18 protein-coding genes, 1 tRNA gene and 1 riboswitch are annotated in these 19991 nt (G+C 67.5%); of the genes, 9 read left to right on the top strand and 10 right to left on the bottom strand.

The window, feature by feature from the left end:
* Positions 1 to 93 precede the first annotated feature (93 nt).
* Together OUO20_RS00155 and OUO20_RS00150 are read right to left on the bottom strand one after the other, a co-directional pair.
* Positions 94 to 960 carry a winged helix-turn-helix domain-containing protein gene (locus OUO20_RS00155; RefSeq protein ID WP_018771233.1) on the bottom strand — a complete coding sequence of 289 codons (867 nt, stop codon included), beginning with the start codon at positions 958 to 960 and terminating at the stop codon, positions 94 to 96.
* A gap of 568 nt (positions 961 to 1528) precedes the next feature.
* The gene (locus OUO20_RS00150) at positions 1529 to 2512 is read right to left on the bottom strand and encodes a hypothetical protein (RefSeq protein WP_155845630.1); all 984 of its coding nucleotides are present in this window, start codon (positions 2510 to 2512) and stop codon (positions 1529 to 1531) included.
* Between the two features lie 226 nt (positions 2513 to 2738).
* Here OUO20_RS00150 and OUO20_RS00145 point away from each other — a divergent pair, with 226 nt between their 5' ends.
* From OUO20_RS00145 to OUO20_RS00120, 6 genes are all read left to right on the top strand, one after another.
* A complete protein-coding gene (locus OUO20_RS00145; protein WP_018771234.1) occupies positions 2739 to 3479 on the top strand; it encodes a response regulator transcription factor in 741 nt (246 codons plus the stop codon).
* A gap of 13 nt (positions 3480 to 3492) precedes the next feature.
* Positions 3493 to 4968, top strand: coding sequence for a sensor histidine kinase (locus OUO20_RS00140; RefSeq protein ID WP_018771235.1), 1476 nt, complete (start codon positions 3493 to 3495; stop codon positions 4966 to 4968).
* 169 nt (positions 4969 to 5137) lie between these two features.
* A complete protein-coding gene (locus OUO20_RS00135) occupies positions 5138 to 6484 on the top strand; it encodes a bifunctional glycosyltransferase family 2/GtrA family protein (RefSeq protein ID WP_018771236.1) in 1347 nt (448 codons plus the stop codon).
* Positions 6481 to 8319, top strand: a complete 1839-nt coding sequence (locus OUO20_RS00130; protein WP_268002595.1) for an ArnT family glycosyltransferase — start codon at positions 6481 to 6483, stop codon at positions 8317 to 8319. Before OUO20_RS00135 ends, OUO20_RS00130 begins: the two co-directional genes overlap by 4 nt.
* Positions 8304 to 10688: a glycosyltransferase family 39 protein gene (locus tag OUO20_RS00125; RefSeq protein ID WP_268002594.1), complete on the top strand. Its 2385-nt coding sequence runs from the start codon at positions 8304 to 8306 to the stop codon at positions 10686 to 10688. The genes OUO20_RS00130 and OUO20_RS00125 overlap by 16 nt, the downstream gene beginning before the upstream one ends.
* Positions 10689 to 10895: 207 nt before the next feature.
* Positions 10896 to 11056: riboswitch (cyclic di-AMP (ydaO/yuaA leader) on the top strand.
* 5 nt (positions 11057 to 11061) lie between these two features.
* Positions 11062 to 11769 (top strand): hypothetical protein, encoded by a 708-nt coding sequence (locus OUO20_RS00120; RefSeq protein ID WP_268002591.1) that lies wholly within the window; start codon positions 11062 to 11064, stop codon positions 11767 to 11769.
* Positions 11770 to 11854: 85 nt separating this feature from the next.
* On the opposite strand, the gene OUO20_RS00115 is transcribed toward OUO20_RS00120, so the two are convergent.
* The 3 genes from OUO20_RS00115 to OUO20_RS00105 form a co-directional block, all read right to left on the bottom strand.
* Positions 11855 to 12280, bottom strand: coding sequence for a VOC family protein (locus tag OUO20_RS00115; RefSeq protein ID WP_268002590.1), 426 nt, complete (start codon positions 12278 to 12280; stop codon positions 11855 to 11857).
* A 61-nt stretch (positions 12281 to 12341) separates the two neighbouring features.
* Positions 12342 to 12977, bottom strand: coding sequence for a uracil phosphoribosyltransferase (upp, locus tag OUO20_RS00110; RefSeq protein WP_018771241.1), 636 nt, complete (start codon positions 12975 to 12977; stop codon positions 12342 to 12344).
* Between the two features lie 12 nt (positions 12978 to 12989).
* Entirely contained in the window at positions 12990 to 13793 is an 804-nt protein-coding gene (locus tag OUO20_RS00105) for a phosphatase PAP2 family protein (RefSeq protein ID WP_268002593.1), read from the bottom strand.
* 55 nt (positions 13794 to 13848) lie between these two features.
* Here OUO20_RS00105 and tadA point away from each other — a divergent pair, with 55 nt between their 5' ends.
* On the top strand, positions 13849 to 14355 hold the full coding sequence (gene tadA, locus OUO20_RS00100) for a tRNA adenosine(34) deaminase TadA (protein WP_144600265.1): 507 nt from the start codon (positions 13849 to 13851) through the stop codon (positions 14353 to 14355).
* Here the strand turns inward: tadA and OUO20_RS00095 are convergent.
* Positions 14352 to 14954, bottom strand: coding sequence for a glycosyltransferase (locus tag OUO20_RS00095; RefSeq protein ID WP_326498061.1), 603 nt, complete (start codon positions 14952 to 14954; stop codon positions 14352 to 14354). The two genes, tadA and OUO20_RS00095, sit on opposite strands and share 4 nt — an antisense overlap.
* 191 nt (positions 14955 to 15145) lie before the next feature.
* Between OUO20_RS00095 and OUO20_RS00090 the strand changes: the two genes are divergently transcribed.
* Positions 15146 to 15409: a hypothetical protein gene (locus OUO20_RS00090; protein ID WP_268003487.1), complete on the top strand. Its 264-nt coding sequence runs from the start codon at positions 15146 to 15148 to the stop codon at positions 15407 to 15409.
* Positions 15410 to 15456: 47 nt separating this feature from the next.
* On the opposite strand, the gene OUO20_RS00085 is transcribed toward OUO20_RS00090, so the two are convergent.
* The 3 genes from OUO20_RS00085 to OUO20_RS00075 form a co-directional block, all read right to left on the bottom strand.
* Positions 15457 to 15852, bottom strand: coding sequence for a 6-pyruvoyl trahydropterin synthase family protein (locus tag OUO20_RS00085; protein ID WP_018771245.1), 396 nt, complete (start codon positions 15850 to 15852; stop codon positions 15457 to 15459).
* A gap of 2 nt (positions 15853 to 15854) precedes the next feature.
* On the bottom strand, positions 15855 to 16895 hold the full coding sequence (locus OUO20_RS00080) for a zinc-dependent alcohol dehydrogenase (RefSeq protein WP_056389314.1): 1041 nt from the start codon (positions 16893 to 16895) through the stop codon (positions 15855 to 15857).
* Positions 16896 to 17088: 193 nt separating this feature from the next.
* A complete protein-coding gene (locus OUO20_RS00075) occupies positions 17089 to 18555 on the bottom strand; it encodes an HNH endonuclease signature motif containing protein (RefSeq protein ID WP_268002589.1) in 1467 nt (488 codons plus the stop codon).
* A 150-nt stretch (positions 18556 to 18705) separates the two neighbouring features.
* Here OUO20_RS00075 and OUO20_RS00070 point away from each other — a divergent pair.
* Positions 18706 to 18795: transfer RNA gene (locus tag OUO20_RS00070), tRNA-Ser, on the top strand.
* 89 nt (positions 18796 to 18884) lie between these two features.
* Here OUO20_RS00070 and OUO20_RS00065 read toward each other — a convergent pair.
* A complete protein-coding gene (locus OUO20_RS00065; RefSeq protein WP_134165858.1) occupies positions 18885 to 19919 on the bottom strand; it encodes a zinc-binding dehydrogenase in 1035 nt (344 codons plus the stop codon).
* Between the last annotated feature and the right edge of the window lie 72 nt (positions 19920 to 19991).

Raw genomic sequence — 19991 nt, 5'->3', positions numbered from 1 at the left:
CAAATACAGGCCTCAGCAACAGAGAACCGCACCAAAGCATGCCCACAGTGACACAAGGACCCCCAGAGGGCGGGCGCCTCCCGTACAGAGGAACTAGATCGAGTACTCCGGAGCGGCCCAGACAACAACTTCCGGGTGCTCGTAGAACCGGTAGCCCTGGCCGCGGACGGTGCGGACGGTGTTGGCGAGGCGGCCCAGTTTGGAGCGGAGGCGGCGGATGTGGACGTCGATGGTGCGCTCGTTGGGAACCTCTTCGGCGTTGCGCCAGAGACCTTCGAGCAGTTCGTCACGGCCCACGGTGCGGGTTCCGTTTTCGACGAGGTAGTTGAGGAGTTCGAACTCCTTGAACGTCAGGTTCAGGGATTCGCCGTCGAGGTGGACTTCGCGGCGGGCGAGGTCGATGAGCACGCCGGAGGGGCGGGGTTCCTGCGGCTGGGCAGGGCGCGGGGTTTCCGAGCGCTGGCGGGAGTTCACGGTGGGGTCGCCGAAGGTGGAACGGACGACGTCGAGAGCGGAACCGGGGGTGCCGGCCGGGGCTACTGCGACGGCGGCGTAGCTTTCGGCGCCGGAGACCAGCGACTGGGCGTATGCGCGGATTTCCTGCGCGAGCTTGGCGATGGAGGTTCCGGCTGCTGCCGCGGTCTCCTCGTCGATGCCCATGTAGAGGACGAATCCGCGGGCGACGTTCTCGTTGGCGACAGGGCGGACCTGGTTGGCGCCGGCCACGACGGGGGTGGGAGCGGTCACCGGCGCGGAGTCTGCGGGATGTACGGCGCGGAGCTGCCCGTATGAGTTGGGGTTGTATCCCTGCGGGGCGAAACCCTGGCCGGGGAAGCTGCTTCCGGGAGTGGAGGGAGCGAGTGCCGGGCGCGGGCCGAAACCGGGACGAAGGCCGGAGGGCTGGCCTGCCTTGGCGGCGTTACGGACTGAGATGTGGACGTATCCGGATGCAACTGACATGAAATGCTTACCTCAATGTGAAATGGCCGTTTTCGCGGCTCGAATGCTGGCTTCCCCGTCACAGGAACCGGGGATGGGCGCCCGACGCTGGGCTTGGGGGCGAATGCCTAAGAACTTCGTTGGGTGGGAAGGTCAGGCGTGCATTCGACAACAGCGCATGTCGGCAGCAGCGGATGTGCTGGGCCAATATTCTGCGGCTGCAGGTGCTGTTGAGTTCTTGTTCACATTGGAAGTGTGCAGCGTAACAATGCCAACTTGCAAGTAACAATGGACCAAATCGTCCGCATTGTGAGACGAAACGCAGAATTGTGCGGTAGATCACTATTTCGGAAGAGGGATTTATTTTTGATGCTTATCCGATGAAGGGCCTTCTATCTAGCCGTTTTGAGAACATTATTCGCTCGAATCAGATTTGACCGAATCTCTCTGAAATTCAACCGTTTGACATAGAATCGGCTGGACAGGCCCCTCTCCTGTCCAGCCGACATTCCCTCTCTTCCCGAATTTTTTTGCCGCGGGACCGTCGGGTGCCCGGCCCCACATGGTTTGCCCCGTTCGTCTTTGCGTGTCAGTTACTGCTTGCTCCGGAGCCCGGAGTGGTTGCCATGCCGGATGTTGCCAGCTGGATGGTCTGGGCGGTGTAGGTGTCCGAATCCTTCACGGCCGTCACCCGGACGCCCGCTCCCGTGGTCACGTTGGACATGCTGAGCGTGCTGCTGGTGGATGCACTGCCCCGCTGCCGCATTCCCTGCGTGACCTGCACGCCGGAACCGACCGCATAGGTGCGGGAGAAGCCGTCCCCGCTCTTGACGGTCAGGGAGGTCGCGGAAACCTCCGTGACCGTGCCTGTCTGGCCCGCCATGGTCACGTAGTTCGAATCCTGGAGGACCACGTATTCGGAGTGGACGGCAGCGTTCAGGCCGGCCGCTCCCATCCCCAGGCCACTGGGGCCGCCGTCCATGCCCATTCCGCCGTCCATGCCCATGCCGCCGTCCATGCCGCTTTGGCCGCCGGGGCCCATCATGCCGCCCTGTCCGGTCATGCCGCTTTGTCCTCCCGGGCCCAACTGGCCCGCGGCACCTGTGCCCTGGCCGTTGTTCGACGCCGCAGTGGCACCGTTTCCGGCAGCGTAGGCGCCGGCACCGGCCGCGGCGCCCACAACCACCGCCACGCCGCCTACCAACAGGCCTTTCTTCGCGGTCCAGTTTCCTTTCCCGGAACGGGAAGACGTGCCGGAGGCGTACGGCTGCGGCGCGCCCCACCCACCGCCGGCGTTTGGCACCTGGCCAGGTGCCGCCGTCGTACCCCAGCCTGCGGAAGGCGCAGCGGAAGCGGATGAACCCCAACCCTGCACAGGCTGCCCCTGGGGTGACCGGGCTGGCTCCCCGCGGCCGCTGGTACTGCCTGCGGGGACACCCCATCCTGTGGCTGCCCCGTCCCGGTCGGTGCCGTCGGCTGCCCCGCCCCAGACTGGAGCCGGCTGGGGCGTGCGTCCTGAGGAGCCGGGTTGCCCCGATGCCCCGGGGACGGCGCGGTCGTCTTGCTGATCCATGGCTTTCTCCAAGAAGTTGAAACTGATGGTGGTGATGCTGTTGTTCCAACAGGGTCTGCCGCCATGCTGTGCGGCGGCTGTGCGGCAGGCCAAGCCTGCCTGTGACCTTCGGGGCCGCATCCCCAGGGCAGAGCTTGCGTTGGGTTCAGGTGGCTAGGCTGGACCTCACAGCTGGAGCACAGCAACGGCAAAGCGTCGGCAAACCGACAGATCGGAGAGTTGTCCCATGGCATCCCCGCACTCCATGACCAACAACCTTCCCCAGCTCACCCACCCGGACGGGTCGCCGATCCGTGCCCTGGTGGTGGATGACGAGCCGAGCCTGTCCGAGCTCATGAGCATGGGCCTGCGCATGGCGGGCTGGTCTGTGGCCGTGGCAGCCGACGGTCCCACTGCCGTCAAGCTCGCCAAGGACTTCCACCCGGATGTCCTGGTGCTGGACGTCATGCTGCCGGGGTTCGACGGCGTGGAGCTGCTGGGCAGGATCCGCGCCTTTGCGCCGGAGGTGCCTGCGCTCTTCCTGACGGCCAAAGACGACGTCCAGGACCGCATTGTGGGACTGGCCGCCGGCGGGGACGACTACGTCACCAAGCCCTTCAGCATGGAGGAAGTCCTGCTGCGCCTGCACCGGCTGGTGCAGCGTTCCGGCGTGGCCGCCATGGACACTGCCGAACTGGTGGTCGGCGACCTGGTGCTCAATGTGGACACCCGTGAAGTCACCCGTGCCGGGGAAGGGATCCAGCTGACGGCAACACAGTTCGAGCTCCTCCGGTACCTGATGGAAAACCCCAAGCGCGTGGTCAGCAAGGCCCAGATCCTGGACCACGTCTGGGATTACGACTTCGGCGGCCAGGCGAACATCGTGGAACTGTACATTTCCTACCTGCGCAAGAAGATCGAAGCCAACCATCCGCCGATGATCCACACCGTGCGCGGAGCAGGCTACGTCATCAAGCCCGCAGACTAGCCAAAGGAAACGCGTGTCCCTTTCCGGTGTCCCCCGGCCCACCGGCCGGTCCTGGTTCAACCCGTCCACCTGGCACCTCCGCACCCGCCTGATCCTGCTCTCCATGGCGCTCCTGGTGGCCATCTCCAGCGCCATCGGCGTGGTCAGCTACGCCTCCATGGATGTGGTCCTGACCAACCAGCTGGACTCGCAGCTGATGCTGGCCTCCCGCGGACGGCCGCCGGAGGGCAACCCGTCCGGCCGACCGGACCCCCTCGATGCCCGGGGCCAGAGTGTGGGGACGCTCAACGCACGGGTGGTGGGCGGCCAGGTCAGCCGGGAGGCGGGCTTCCTGTCTTCCGATGCCACCCGCACGGCGCTGACTTCCGCCGATGTGGCCACCCTGCAGGCGTTGCCCCGCAATGGCCTTCCCGTGGACCGCAAGCTGTCCAACGGCGATTACCGGCTGATGGCCACGGCCACCCCTTACGGCGACGTGGTGATCACCGGCCTGCCGCTGGCAACGAAACAAAGCACCGAGGCCTCGCTGGTGCTCACGATGGTGCTGGTGTCACTGGGCGGCCTGGTCGTGATCGGGCTTGCGGGCACTGCCTTGATCCGCCGGACCATGCGTCCGCTGGAACAGCTGTCCGACGTCGCCACCAAGGTCTCCAAACTGCCCCTCGACGCCGGCGAGGTGGCGCTTGCCGTGCGCGTACCGCCGTCCGCAGCGCATCCCACCACCGAGGTGGGCAGCGTGGGCCATGCCCTGAACCTGATGCTGGACAACGTCTCCAGCGCCCTGGAAGCCCGGCAGCGCAGCGAGATGAAGGTGCGCCAGTTCGTTGCGGACGCTTCCCATGAGCTCAGGACGCCCCTGACCGCCATCCGCGGGTACACCGAGCTGATGCGCATGACCGAGACCTTTACCGAGGACGGCCGGAAGTCACTGGGCCGCGTCCAAAGCCAGTCCGAGCGCATGACCGCGCTGGTGGAGGACCTGCTCCTGCTGGCCAGGCTTGATGAGGGCAAGGCAACCGAAACCACCGATGTGGACCTTACCCAGCTGGTGGTGGAAACCGTCAGCGATGAAAAGGTCATGGCCCCGGACCACACGTGGCAGCTGACGCTGCCCGACGAGCCCGTCACGGTCCGCGGGGATGCCACCCAGCTGCACCAGGTGCTGGCCAACCTGCTGTCCAACGCCCGGAAGCACACACCGGCCGGCACCACCGTAACCACCGGGTTGATGCGCTCGGCCGATGGGAGCGTGGTGGTGACGGTTACCGACGACGGGCCCGGCATCCCCGCCGAATTCCAGGGCAACATCTTTTCGCGCTTCACCCGGGCCGACGCCGCCCGCTCAGGCTCAGAAGGCTCGTCGGGCCTGGGCCTGTCCATCGTCGAATCCATCGTCATGGCCCACGGAGGCACGGTGGAACTGGTGTCCCGGCCAGGCAGGACCGAGTTTGCGGTCCGCCTTCCCGTGCCCGGACCCGCCGCCGCCTGACCGCCACACACGCACAGGGCGGTGGCCACTGAAGGCCAAGCCCGCGCCAACTGCACTGCGCCAACTGCACTGCGCCAGTTGCACAGCGCCGGTTGCACAGCGCCAGTTACACAGGCACATCACAGGTTGCGCCTAAAGCCCTCAAATCCGGCGGCGCCACTGTTGATCCATGACGCTCACCGACTCCACTTCAGGAACCCTGCCGGACGCCGCGGTGGCCCCGGCGGGCCTTCCTTCCCGCGGACATGCCGCGCGGCGCGCACCCGTGGACACCCGTACCACCGTCCCCGTCCTTGACGTGACCATTCCCGTTTTCAACGAGGAACGTGACCTTGAGGAATGCCTTCGCCGGCTCCACGGGCACCTGCTGGATACCTTTCCACACAGCTTCCGGATCACCGTGGCGGACAACGCCAGCACGGATGGAACCCTGAAGATCGCCGAGCGGCTGGCCCGGGAGTTCCCTGAGCTCGTGGCGGTCCACCTGGATGAGAAGGGCCGCGGCAACGCCCTGCGCAAAGTGTGGCTGGCCTCCCCGTCACCGGTGCTGGCCTACATGGACGTGGACCTTTCCACCGACCTCGCCGCCCTGCCGCCGCTGCTGGCGCCCCTGATTTCCGGGCATTCGGACCTCGCCATCGGCACCCGGCTGACCCGCAACTCCCGCGTCGTCCGCGGGCCCAAGCGGGAGTTCATCTCACGCAGCTACAACATGATGCTGCACTCGTTCATGGGCGCGCGGTTCAGCGACGCGCAGTGCGGGTTCAAAGCCATCCGCGCCGACGTCGCCCAGCAGATCCTGCCCTACACCGTGGACAACTCCTGGTTCTTCGACACCGAGCTTTTGGTCCTCGCCGAACGCTGCGGCCTGCGTGTCCATGAGGTCCCCGTTGACTGGATCGACGATCCCGATTCCAGCGTGGACGTGGTACGCACAGCACTGGCCGACGTGAGGGGAATGGCCCGGCTCACCCGCGACTTGGTCTACGGTCGCATCCCGGTCCCGGAACTGCGCGCAGCCCTGGCACGGGGTCCGATCCCGGCGTCCTCGCGGTCCGGTGAGCAGACACGCGGCAGCAGCCTTTTCGGCCAGCTGGTCCGGTTCGCCGCGATTGGCGCCGCCTCAACCCTGGCGTACCTCCTGATCTTCGTGTTCTGCCGGGGATTCATGGACCCGCAGTTGGCCAACTTCCTTGCACTGCTGATCACCGCCGTGGCCAACACTGGCGCCAACAGGCGCTTCACGTTCGGCATCCAGGGCGGCAACCCGGTCCGGCACCACTTCGAAGGGCTGATCGTGTTCGGCATCGGCCTGCTGCTCACCTCCGGAGCACTCGCCTTTGTACACCGGACGACGACGCCTGACCGGTGGGTGGAAGTCCTCACCGTTGTGGCGGCGAACCTGGCAGCCACGGCGGTCCGGTTCCTGCTGTTCCGGCTCTGGGTGTTCCGCGGCAACCACGGCAACCGGACCACCAAAGACGCCCCCACTTCGACAGAAACGGCAGCATCATGACCTCCACCATTTCGCCGGCGGACGCCGGCTCACCCGCCGGCCGGCAGCCGTCGCCATCCGGCCACGCTGCCTCCTCCCCCGGGGCGGCCGATACCGCACCCCGCTGGACCCGCTACGCCTTCGGTGCGCAGCCCCGCTGGGTGAGGCCTTCCGCCGTGGGGCTCCTGGCAGCCACGGCGGTCCTGTATCTGTGGAACCTGGCAGCAACCGGCTACGGAAACTCCTTCTATGCAGCCGCCATCCAGGCCGGCACCAAGGACTGGACGGCGTTCCTTTTCGGCTCGCTGGACGCAGGCAACGCCATCACGGTGGACAAGCCGCCGGCAGCACTCTGGATCCCCGCCCTCGCAGGGCGCATCTTCGGTTTTTCACCACTGAGCATGCTGGTGCCGGAAGCACTCATGGGGGTGGCCGCCGTCGGGTTCCTCTACTTGGCCGTCAAACGCGTCTCGGGACCTGCCGCAGGCCTGCTGGCCGGCGCTGCCCTGGCGCTGACGCCGGTGGCTGCGCTCATGTTCAAGTTCAACAACCCGGACGCCATGCTCACCCTGTGCCTGGTGCTTGCTGCCTACTTCACCACCCGCGCCATTGAGAGGGCGGGTTGGAAGTGGCTGGTGGCCGCCGGCGCCGTGGTTGGCCTGGCATTCCTGACCAAGATGCTGCAGGGCTTCCTGATTGTTCCCGCGCTGGGACTGGCCTATCTGTGGGCCGCACCCACGCCGGTGAGGCGCCGGCTGGTGCACCTGCTTGGCGCGCTGGGCGGAATCGTCGTGGTTGCCGGCAGCTACATCGCCCTGTTCCAGCTGACACCGGCCTCCGAGCGGCCGTACATGGCAGGGTCCAGCACCAACAGCTTCCTTGAACTGACGTTCGGCTACAACGGACTGGCCCGTCTCACCGGTTCCGGCGAGGGCATGCCCGGCGGGGCCGGGGGTGCTGCTGCCGGCGGTCCCGGAGGCGGCTTCGGCGGCGGCAACGCCGGATTCGGCGGGGCGGCCGGGCTGCTGCGGATGTTCGGGACCAGCTTTGGCGGTGAGGTCTCGTGGCTTCTGCCCGCCGCCCTGGTCCTGCTGGTGGCAGGCCTCTGGTTCACGCGCCGGGAAGTACGCACCTCCCCGGGCCGCGCGGCCCTGATCCTGTGGGGCGGCTGGCTCGTGGTCACCGGAGGTGTCTTCAGCTTCATGAGCGGCATTGTCCACCCCTACTACTCCGTGGCACTGGCGCCGGCGATCGCAGCGCTGGTGGGCATAGGCGCAGTGGAGCTCTGGCGTGGCCGCAGCTACTGGCCGGCCCGGATCGTCCTCGCCGTGACCGTCCTCGGCACCTCTGTGTGGTCGGCAGTCCTGCTGGGCCGCGACACGTCGTGGCTCCCCTGGCTGCGGGTCGCCATCATCGTGCTCGGCGTCCTCGCCGCCGCCGCAATCCTCCTCCGCCTCGACGCACTGGGCACCTCAAAACCGGGCACCTCGAAACTGGGCGCCTCCGGACGGTTCCGCCGGGCCGGTGCGGCCGCCGTCGTCGTCGTATCCCTCCTGGCCGGCGGTCTTGGGACAGCGGGGTGGACCCTCGCCACCGCTGCTTCCGCCCACTCCGGTTCCATTCCGACGTCGGGCCCGGCGGGTTCGTCCGCGGGTGGCTTCGGCAACCGTGCCGCTGGATTCGGCGGCGCACGGGCTGACGGCAGGGAGGCCGCCACTGACGCTGCCAACGGCGCGGGTGGACTCGATCCCTTCGGCGGCCTCGACGGCGCAGCCGGCCCCGGCGGTACCGGGGCGCCGGCGGCGCCGGGGGCCCGGGCGAAGGATCCGCAGATGCGGCGGTGGCGGCACTCCTGAAGGCCACCACCACGAAGTGGTCCGCGATCGTCTCCGGCGCCAGCCAGGCAGCCAGCCTGGAACTCGCCACGAACACCAACGTCATTGCCCTGGGCGGTTGGAACGGCGGGGACCCCTACCCCACGCTCGCCCAGTTCCAGGACATGGTGGCCAAGGGCGAGATCGGCTACTTCATCCAAGGCGGTGGCATGGGAGGCGGCGGCATGGGTGGCCGCGGCAATTCAGAGGTGGCCGCCTGGGTCCAGGCCAACTTCCAGGCCCAGACCGTAGGCAACTCCACCGTGTACCAACTCACCAAGGACTCCATGGCCAGCCACTACCCAGCGTCCGTCCACACTGCGTCGGTCCACACCGGACACCCTGCCGGCGCTCCTGCCGCCGCGCATCATCCTGTCCCGGCCTGCTACCGGCCGGACCCGCGGGCGCTCCGGCGGCGGCTGGAACTGGCAGCGGTGCTGGCCGGGGCCGCCGTGCTGTACTTGTGGAACCTTGGAGCATCCGGCTGGGCCAACGCGTTCTATTCCGGCGCGGCCCAGGCCGGATCGCAGGACTGGGCGGCCTGGTTTTTCGGCTCCTCCGACGCCGCCAACGCCATCACGGTGGACAAGCCGCCGGCGTCGTTGTGGGTCATGGGGTTGTCCGTCCGGATCTTCGGCCTCAGTTCCTGGAGCATCCTGGTCCCCCAGGCGCTGATGGGCGTCGGCACCGCCTGGCTGCTCTACCTGGCCGTACGGCGGGCCGCGGCGCCTGCCACGGCCGATCCACGGCTGGCGCACCGCGCAGGACTGATCGCCGCAGCCGTCCTGGCCCTCACCCCCGTTGCCACGCTGATGTTCCGCTTCAACAACCCGGACGCCCTGCTGGTGCTGCTCATGACGGCAGCCGCCTACGCGGTCCTCCGTGCAGTCCAGGAGGACCGGTTGCGCTGGCTCCTGCTGGCCGGAGTGTTCCTGGGCTTCGGCTTCCTGGCCAAGCAGCTGCAGGTCCTGCTGGTGGTTCCGGGATTCGCCATCGCCTACGCGCTGGCAGGCCCGCACAGGCTCCCGCGGCGCCTGCTCCGGCTGGCCGCGGCGGGAGCGGCCATGGTGGCCTCCGCCGGGTGGTGGCTCCTGGCGGTGGAGCTGACACCGGCCGGCCTGCGTCCCTACATCGGCGGATCGCAAACCAACTCCATCCTGGAGCTCACGCTGGGTTACAACGGGCTGGGCCGGCTGACGGGCGACGAGACCGGCAGTGTGGGCGGCGGCAACGGCTGGGGAGATCCCGGGCTGCTCCGGATGTTCAACAGCGAGTTCGGCGGCCAGATCGCGTGGCTGCTGCCGTCCGCCCTGATCCTTGCGGCGGGCCTGCTGTGGTTGGGCCGGCGGGCCCCGCGGACGGATGCGGTCCGCGCCGCCGTCATCATCTGGGGCTCGTGGGTGCTGGTGACGGGCCTGGTCTTCAGCTTCATGGCCGGCATCATCCACCCTTACTACGCCGTGGCGCTGGCGCCGGGGATCGCCGGGCTTGCGGGGCTGGGCACGGTCCTCCTGTGGCAGCACCGGCAGCAGCCACCCGCCGCACTCCTGCTGGCCGCAGCGGTGGCCGCGGCCGCCCTGATGGCCTTCCAGCTGCTGGGCACCACCTCCGCCTACGGCGCGTGGCTGCGTTGGCTGGTCCTTTCCGGAGGCTTGGCGGCCGCAGCGGGCGTGGCGTTCGGCAGGTTCCTGCACTGGCGTGCCGTGCAGCGGACGACGGCGGCGCTCGCCATTGCGGCGTCGCTCACCGGGCCGCTGGCGTACTCCCTTTCCACGGCGTCGACAACGCACAGCGGGGCGATCGTCAGCGCCGGGCCGTCGTCGGGCTTCGGCCCTGGCGGGACGGGCCCTGGCCGGACCGGCCTTGGCGGGACCGGGACAGGCAGCACCAGGCAGCCAGCAACCCAGGGAAACACGGCCCGCCAGCAGGGCGCGCCCGGAGGAACACTTCCCGGCGGAACCGCTGCTGCCGGTGGTCGCGGAGGCGGGGCCTTGGGAGGCCTCTTGGGCGCCCCCACGCCGTCCGCGGAACTCGTGGCAGCACTCAGGAATGGCGCCTCGGGCTACACCTGGGCAGCGGCAGTGGTGGGTTCGAACAACGCTGCCGGTTACCAGTTGGCAACGGAACTGCCGGTCATGGCGGTGGGTGGGTTCAACGGCACAGATCCCGCCCCTACCCTGGCGGAGTTCCAGGATCTGGTGTCCCAGGGAAAGATCCACTACTTCATCACAAGCGGAACCATGCGGGCCAGTACCGGTTCGGACGCTGCCGCCCAGATCGCCCAGTGGGTGGCGAACAACTTCACGGCGCAGAGCATTGGCGGCACCACCGTCTACCTGTTGGCTGGGTAACGGAAACTGTAACGGTCTGCGCGCTGCGCTCATGAAATGGAGCGGCCATACCCCAGTGGGACCGAGGTAACGAACGGGGAATCCGGCAAATCAACGCGCTGAGGATCGTGACTTCCGTTACCTAAATGTGACTTTCGCGTGCACTTCCTGTAGCGTCGATTGGGTGCGGCCCCCGTTCGGGCCGCATATCCCGGGTCGACGCCAAGCTCTGCCGCTTCCCCGGATTCCGATTGAGCTACGGCAGAGGCGGGGGACCCACCGTCCCGGGCATTGAATGCCCTTGGGGTTAAGCCAGTACGTGATCTTTCCGTATGGCCGGATGCCCTCATCCGAACCCGACAGCTAACTCCGCAGGTGTGAGAGGCGATCAATCATGTCCAAAAACACGGCAGAAGCACGCCTGCTGCAGGCCAAGGCTAAACACAGGGCCGCGCAGCAGGCCAAGAAGACCACCCTGGGCCAGCGCGCCGCCGTCCTTGCAGCATCGTGCGCGGTGCTGGTGGGGGTAGGCGCGGCAGGACAGACCACCAGCAGCATGACTCCGGTGTCATCCACCGCGTCCAACCCTTCCACGTCGGCGTCCGACGCTCAAATGAGCATCGAGAAGAGCGAGATCCGCTCCAACCCGGCAGCAAGCCCCGCGCCCGCTGCCATCAGCGTGGCACCGCAGGCAGCGGAACCGGCCCCCGCAGCGGCACCGGCAGCACCCGCAGCGCCTGCCCCGGCGCCTGAGCCCGCCCCCGCACCTGAGCCGGCTCGCGCCGTCGCGGTTAACGATCCTGCAGGCGCCCAGGCGTACGCCGCCAGCCAGCTGGGGGCGTTTGGCTGGGGACCGGACCAGATGCAGTGCCTGCAGACGCTGTGGACCAAGGAGTCCGACTGGACCACCACGGCCACCAATTCCAGCAGCGGGGCATACGGCATCGTCCAGTCCCTGCCCGCTGAGAAGATGGCAAGCGCCGGCGCGGACTACCTCACCAACTACCGCACGCAGATCAACTGGGGCCTGGACTACATCAAGAAGAGCTACCAGTCGCCCTGTGGTGCCCTGAACTTCCACCTGGCCCACAACTGGTACTAGGCACTCCTCCCCCGGCGGCAGCGATGCCGGGGGAACTGCACCAAAGCGGCGGGCTGCATCATCATGATGCGGCCCGCCGCTTTGGTTAACCAGCGCCCGGTCCGGCGTCCTGTCCGGTGTTCCCGCCAGCGCCCTGCCCGGCGTTCCGCCACGGGATGTACTGGACAGCCCACTTGTTTCCGTCCGGATCGGCGAAGTACACAAAGTGGCCCCAGTCCTGGACATCCACATCGCTGACATCCACGCCGTTGCACTTGAGCTGGTCATGCGCCGCATTGATGTCGTCGACCACCATCTGCAGGTTGGAGCCCGTGCCGGGCGGGGCGTCAACGAGTCCTTCGCCGATGCAGATGGAGCAGGCCGAGCCCGGCGGCGTCAACTGCACAAAGCGGATGGAGTCCGACGGCCGCTCGTCGTAGTCGGCGTTAAAGCCCACTTTGTTGACGTAGAAGTCCTTGGCACGGTCAACGTCGGATACGGGGACAAAGACAAGCTCGAGTTTCCAGTCCATCCGCACAGGCTAGCGGCGGGACACCCGTTGGGAAAGAGCCCGTTCAAACAGGGCCGAAGTGCTACCCGGCGATGCCGTAGAGGCGGTCGCCGGCGTCGCCCAGCCCGGGGACAATGTAGGACTTCTCGTTGAGCTTCTCGTCGATGGAGGCCAGGACGATGTGCACGTTGGCCCCTGACAGTTCCTCCTCCAGCCGCGCCAGGCCCTCGGGGGCGGCCAGCAGGCAGATGCAGGTGACGTCGGAAGCGCCGCGCTTGAACAGGAACTTGATGGCTTCGCGCAGGGTTCCGCCCGTGGCCAGCATGGGGTCCAGGACGAAAACCTGGCGGCCGGTGAGGTCCTCCGGCAGGCGCTCCGCGTAGGTGATGATGTCCAGTGTCTCCTCGTCCCGGGCCATGCCCAGGAAACCCACTTCAGCGGTGGGAACCAGCTTGGTCATGCCTTCCAGCATTCCCAGGCCGGCGCGCAGGATGGGAACCACCAGCGGGGTGGGCTTGGTGAAGGCGGTGCCGACGGTGGTGCTGACGGGCGTCTCGATGGTGACGGGCTCGGTGCGGACCTCCCGAGTGGCTTCGTAGGCCAGCAGGGTCACCAGCTCTTCCGTCAGCTGGCGGAAGACCGGCGACGGCGTGTTCTTGTCCCTCAGGACAGTGAGCTTGTGGGCGACCAGGGGGTGGTCAACAACGAGAGTGCGCATCCCCCAAAACTATCACTCGGCGCTGCCCTTACCGCGTCCGGAGTGTTCGCCGTCGTGCAGTTCGTCGGCCACCACGTCCCGGACGATGGGACGGTCGAACGACGGCGCTGCCCCTGCGTGCTCGCGCCTTCGGACCAGGTGGAACAGCCGGTGGGCCAGGATAACGATTGCCACCCAGGCCAGGCCCAGGATCCAGCCGGCCATAACGTCCGTGAGCCAGTGGTGGCCCAGGAAGACCCGGCTCAGGCCCATGGCGATGATGAAGATCGAGCCGGCGGTGATGGCGGTAACCCGGACCCGCATGGTGTGGAACTGAAGGCAGATGAGGTAGATCACCAGACTGATCACCACGGTGGTGTTCAGGGTGTGTCCGCTGGGGAAGGATGGCGAATCCTCGTAAGGGGGGACGGCGTCCGCATGGTCGGGCCGGGTACGGCCCACCAGCTTCTTGCCGAACGTGGTGGCGGTGACGGACGCTGCCGCTGCACCGCCGATCAGGACCAGCGGACGCCAGTTCCGGCTCAGGAAGGTCAACCACGCGGTGAGGATGCTGGCCAGGATAGGCATCCCGATGCCGCCGCCGATGTTGGTGAAACCGGTGACAAAGGAGTCAAGGCCGGGGCTGCGGAGGCCTTCGGCAAAGGCAAGGGCAGGCTTGTCCAGGTTGGCCAGGCCAGCGGAGTCCACCACATCGTCGTAGACCTCTGCCCCAAGCAGCGCCAGGGACACGATGACCACACCGCCCACAAGGATGGTGAGGATCAACGCCGCATACGGTTTGAACCAAATACCCAATCGGTCCCGAAGAGTGTCCATGGTGCCTCCCGGCATCGGCAAGTAACCTGACTAACCCCGAAACTATCATTGAGCCATGCCCTTGCCCGAAAAGAAACACGAGGCCTGGATGGGCCTTGCCCTGGCGGAGGCCCGCCGTGCGCTCGACACGGAGGACGTGCCCATCGGCGCCGTAGTGATAGGGCCCGACGGCGACGTTCTGGGTTCGGGACGCAACCAGCGGGAGGAGCTGGGCGACCCCACAGCCCACGCCGAGGTGGTGGCCATCAGGGAGGCGGCCGGACGGCTGCAGGAACGGGCACGGCTCGGCGGCGGCCAGGGCGACGGGTGGCGCTTGTCCGACTGCACACTGGTGGTCACCCTGGAACCCTGCGCCATGTGTGCGGGCGCAATCGTCCTGGCGAGGATTCCCCGGGTTGTGTTCGGGGCCTGGGATGAGAAGGCCGGCGCTGCGGGATCGGTATTCGATATCCTCCGCGAGCGCCGGCTGAACCACTGGGTTGAGGTGTATCCCGGGGTCCGCGGGGAAGAGTGCGCTTTACTGCTGCGCGAATTTTTCGCCGCCCACCGGAGCAGCCTCTAGCCCTGCCGCTCCCCGTGTCCGCCGGGTCCCTCCAGGAGGGCCAGCACGTCCTGCGCTGTTTCGCTCCATCCCGGCAGCCTGGTCCGCGCATCAAGCGCAGCTGAACGCCATTTTTCCCGGGTCTTTCCATCCACCAGCCAACCCCGCAGGGCATTGGCCAGGCGGCCGGGACTCTCCTGTCCGCCGTCTGGAAGGGTAAGCACTGCCCCCGGAAGGCGGGGTTCGCCGTCGGCCGTTCCCAGCCCGCCCATGCCAAGCGCCTCCACCGCCCCGGTCCCGGCACGGACCAGAACAGGAATGCCGTGGGCCAGGGATTCGGTGACGGCCATGCCGAAAGCCTCCAGCCGCGACACCAGCAGGGTCAGGTCCGTCCGCGCCCATTCGGCCTCCAGGGCTTCGCCAATGAGCTCGCCGGTGAGCTGCACCCGCCGCTGGAGCCCGTGGGCAGTAATGGCAGCCCGGACCTCCCGTGCGTAGTCCGGGTCCGCCTGCTCGGAGCCCACGAACGACGCAGTCCACTCAAGGTCCTGGATCCGGGCCAGGGCATGCACGGACAGCAGCTGGTCCTTGTTGGGCAGCAGCGCGGCGATGACCGCCACGTGTGGCGGCCTGGATCCCTGGGCCAGGGGTGCGGGGTTGACGCCGGGAAGGACAACGGTGACCCGGGAAAGCCCCTTTCCAGGAGGAGGGATGCAGACGACGTGCTGGTGCAGATCACGCCGGTTGCCGCACGGAGGGCTCTCGCTTCGCGTTCCAGGGCTGCAGCCCCGGAGCTTTCCTCAACGGGCATATGCACCAGGACCCATGTTTCCCCGCCCGCCTTCGCGGCGTATTCGAGTTCATCCGGGGCACCTACCGCCACCAGGCCGTCCACGATGGCCACTGCGTCCCCGTGGTGTGCCTCAGGTTCCCATGCTCCGAGGAGGGTGCCCAGCCGGCGTCGTTCCTTGGCGCCGGCGTCCGGCCAGTTGCCCTCCACGGCAACCACCTCCACCTCCGCGCCCCGTTCCTGCAGGCCCGCAACCAGGCGCGCGTTGTAGACGTTGCCGCCTGAGCTGTGGCGGATATTGCCGGGAACCAGCAGCCGGATGGGACGCATTGCTACGCGGTGAGGTCCAGGGAAAAGGTGGCCCAGGCGTCAGGATTCTCGCGCAGGGTGACCTCCAGTCCTGCGAGTTCACGGCCGTCGTCGTTGTCCTTGATCTCTGCGGCCACCTTCCGGGCGATGTACTCGGCGAGGGCTTCCGTGGTGCTGAGCTTGCCCTCGAAGTCCGGGTGCTCGTCCAGGTTGCGGTAGTTCAGGCCGGCGAGCACCTCCTCGATGATGGTCCCGGCGGCGCCGATGTCCAGGACGATCGCGTCGGCATTGAGGGCGCGACGGCGGAAGGCCACCTCGGCGACGAAGGTTGCACCGTGCAGGCCCTGGGCGGGGCCGAAAGCCTCACGGGGAAGGCTGTGGGCAATCATAAAGTGGCGGCGGATGGTCAGGCTGAACATTGTTACCTCAAGTCTTTGGGGGTGTGGGTGGCTGGGCTGGGCGCGGGACTGCCGGCAGGGTATTCGACGACGTGGCACAGGGCTTCCAGGCTGCCGTCCGCCAGGCTCTGGACCACGCCAGGAAGGTCCTCGAACCGGGACGATCCCGTCAGGAACGCGTCGAAGACGGGGTCCTTGAGCAGCGATACGGCCAGGTCCAGGCGGTCCGCATTGGTGCGCCTGTGGCGCCGGGAACGCGCCACCATGCCCACCTGGCTCGCCCTGATGGACAGCCGCCGGGCGTGGAAGTCCTCCCCCAGCGGCACAGTGACCTCACGGTTGGCATACCAGGACATTTCGATGATTTCGCCTTCATCGCCGGCGAGCTGCAGGCTGCGCTCCAGGCCTTCCTGCGAGGCCGAGCAGTGGAACACGATGTCGCAGTCCGCCAGGGCGTCATCGGGGTGTGCGAAGTCCACGCCCAGGGTGTCCGCGAGCTTTTTCCTGCCCGGATCGAGGTCCACCAACTGCAGGCGCTGCAACGGGAAGGTGCGCAGCAGCGTAGCCACCATGCCGCCCACCAGGCCGGCTCCGACAACGGCAATCCGGTCGCCCAGCCGAGGCCCGGCTTCCCACAGGGCGTTGACTGCGGTTTCCACCGTGCCGGTGAGGACCGCCCGGCGGGATGGAACGCTGTCGGGAACCCTGGTTAGAGAGGTCACCGGCACCACATAGAGGTCCTGATGCGGATTCAGGCAAAAGACGCGCCGGCCCTTCCACTCCTCAGGACCTTCCTCCACGACTCCCACCGAGAGGTAGCCGAATTTCACCGGCCCTGGAAACGTTCCCTCCTGGCGTGGGGCACGCATCTCTTCCGCGACACGTGGCGGCACGGCCCCGGCGTGGACCACCATTTCGGTGCCCTTGCTGATGCCGGAGTACAGGGCACGCACCAAAGCTTCGCCCGGCCCCGGCGCGGGCACTTCTTCGGCCCTGAGCTCGCCGTGTTCCTTGGCGGTGGTCCAGTAAGCGGTTGCGTGGATCGGAGTCTGTGAATTTGTCATCTTGCTGATGAATCTAACCGGACGCGCGGTGGCGGGGAAAGTCCGACGGCGGATGGCGGGGTTTGGTGCCGCGCGGCGGCGTCCGTGCCGGCATCAAGGCGGGGCGGGTGCGGAGGGTGGCGCCGGGACGTGGACCTGCCGCAACTTGTGCGGGCGGACCGGACTGAAGACGCGGCAGTGCAGCAGCTTCGGCTTAGACGCCGAGGTGTTTAAGCAGTGCCTCTTCGAGGAGGCTTCGTTCGCCGGGCAGGAACCCGGGTGGCCACTTTGGTGGTTCCCAGTCCTGGTGTTCGCTTGTGTAGTGGCGGCCTGTGGGTGAGGTCCAGCCGGGTGGTTCGTTCGTGCTGGCCGGGGTGGGTTTCCAGCCGGTGGTGTGCCGGAGCCTGTGGTGTTTCGGGCAGGGCTGTCCCAGGTTGCTGATTCCGGTGGTGCCGCCGTGGTGCCAGGCGAGGAGATGGTCGGCCTCCGTGTCCAGGGAGGTGTTGCTGCAGCCCGGGAACGGGCATTTCCCGTCCCGCATCCGCAGCCAGGCCCGCATGGCCCTGGGAACCCGGTAACTCTTCCGGCCGATCTCCAACGGCGCCCCGTCCCGGGGATCCACCAACACCCGGTAGAACGAGGCCGCCCCGTCCGCGACCAGTCGCCGCGCCATCGACGCCGGCACCGGACCATACCCGTCCAGCATCGCCGGTTCATCGGTCAGGCCCATCAGCGCGAACACCGGAACCGTAACCAGGACCTCGGCGCGGACCGATGGCGGCTGGTGGCCAGTTCCCGATGCGGCGCTGGTCCCGCTGCCGCTGGTGCTGCCGCCCCGGGTGTCGCCGCTGCCGAGGATCGCTGCGGTGAAATTGTCGGCCCGCAACTGGGGCATGGTCCTGTCCTCGGCCGGGCCCTGCAGGCCCCGTGCGGCAGCGGTGAGCCGGTTCCACCCAGCCTGGGCCTGATCCGCGGGCAGGTACGCGCCCAGCCACGCCATCCCGTCCCGGTCCGGCCGGAACTCCACCCGCCGCTCCGCCACACCCCTGGCATGCCGCTTCTCGATCGATTCGGCGTGGTGGCGTTCCCGCCAGGTCCGGGCCTTGACCCGGAACCGGTGCGCCGGCAGTTCCCCAACCGGGCACCCCCTGGCCGGGGGAAGGGCGTCCGGGTCCGGCGTATCGGGTGGCAGGAAATGCGCCTCCAACGCCGCCGCCCCCGCCGCATCAAGGGACGCCGTTTCGTCGGCCATCACCAGCGCGTGCTGCCACGACAGGGTCCCGGACTGCAGCGCCTCCAAAGTCCGCGGCAATGAAACAGTCAGGGCGTGGGAGGTGGCCAGGAACGACGCCGCCGCCCGCGGACCCAGGGCCAGCACGCACCCGATCTCCGCCGCGACCGCCATTTCCTGCGCCACCATTGGCACGTCCGGCCCCGCCACAGCATGCGCAGCCTCCGCATACGCCACCGCAGCCTTCGCCTTCACCCCCGCAACCCGCGCCTCGACCTCCCGGGCCCCGGCGAGGATGTCCAGGCACCCATCCGCCAAACCGCGCAACGGATCAGAAAACGAATCAGCATCCGAGAACGCCTCCAGACCCGCCCCATCCACCTCAGCCTGAAGCACAGCAAGGGCAGCGCGGATCTCCTCGAACGCCCTCACCACCGCCGCCTTCCCCATAAACCCATCATGGCAAGGGGGTCCGACAATTATGATCCTGCTCCAACGCCCATCCCCCAGGCAGCGCTGGGTTGGATGAAACCCGCAATAGGCACCCACTGTGCGTCCGTTTTGGGGATGCAGGCCATGCTCCGGTACCCTATTGAGGTTGGTGACGTGTCCGAGCGGCCGAAGGTGCAACACTCGAAATGTTGTTTGGTGTAAAAGCCAACGTGGGTTCAAATCCCACCGTCACCGCCATATAGGAAAAGGCCCTGGGCTCCCTTGTACATCAAGGAAACCAGGGCCTTTTGCTTTCCCCGGGCCATATGTCCTCAGCGGCCAAAGCGTCAGCGCGCGGGATCGATCATCGTCATGCCCGCGACCTTAACAGTGTCGAACTGCGGGAGCATGTCAGCGGCCTCGGTCAGCCCGATAACGCGTTCGATGAGCTTCTGCGGTTCCAGTGACCCCGACTCGATGAGGGCGAGCATCTGCGGGTAGTCGGCCGCAGCCATCCCGTGGCTTCCGAACACATCCAGTTCCCAGGCAATAACGCGCGCCATAGGCACGCGGGGGTGACCCTCTATGGGCGGGAGGAGGCCGATCTGGACGTGCCGTCCACGGCGACGAAGGCTCAGGAGCGCGTCGGCGCACGTCTGCTCACTACCGACAGCATCAATGGAGACCTGGGATCCTCCCGTGATCGCATGCACCTGTGCGGGGATGTCCGAGCCGTCCGCGACCAATACGTGGTCTGCGCCGAGGGAAGCGGCCACCTCCAGGGCGGCGGGGTTCCGGTCGACAGCCACAACCTTTCCGCCGAGCGCCTTCGCAACCATGACGGCGCTGAGCCCCACACCGCCTGCCCCGACGATGGTCACCCATTCATCGGCCGCAAGCCGGGCCCGGCCCGTGAGCGCCCGGTAGGCAGTGGCGAAGCGGCATCCCAGGCTGGCCGCTGCTTCGAAGCTGACCCCTTCGGGAATTGCCACGAGGTTGGTGTCGGCCGCATGGATCACAACTTGCTCGGCAAAGGAACCCCAATGGGTGAAGCCTGGCTGCTGCTGCTCCGGGCAGACCTGCGCGTTGCCGCCGAGGCACCATTCGCAGGCGCCGCAGCCTTCCACAAAGGGTGCGGTCACGCGGTCGCCAACCGTCCATCTGGTCACACCCGAACCAACCACGGCCACAACGCCGGCGAACTCATGGCCTGGAACGTGCGGCAGAGCGATGTCGTCGTGGCCTACCCATGCGTGCCAGTCACTGCGGCATAATCCGGTGGCCACGACGGTGATCACCACACCGCCGGCAGGCGCCTCCGGGGCGTCGACCTCGTGAACCGCCAGCGGCCCGGCAATGCTGTTCATGACAATCGCGCGCATAGTGTCCTCCAGGCATCGAATTCGTCCCGTCCTGTTCAGCCGGGAGTCCGGCGACATCTTCGCACGCGGCGA

The organism is Arthrobacter sp. FX8 (assembly GCF_026723805.1).
Taxonomy (GTDB): domain Bacteria; phylum Actinomycetota; class Actinomycetes; order Actinomycetales; family Micrococcaceae; genus Arthrobacter.
This window is presented reverse-complemented; position numbering and strand designations above follow the sequence as displayed.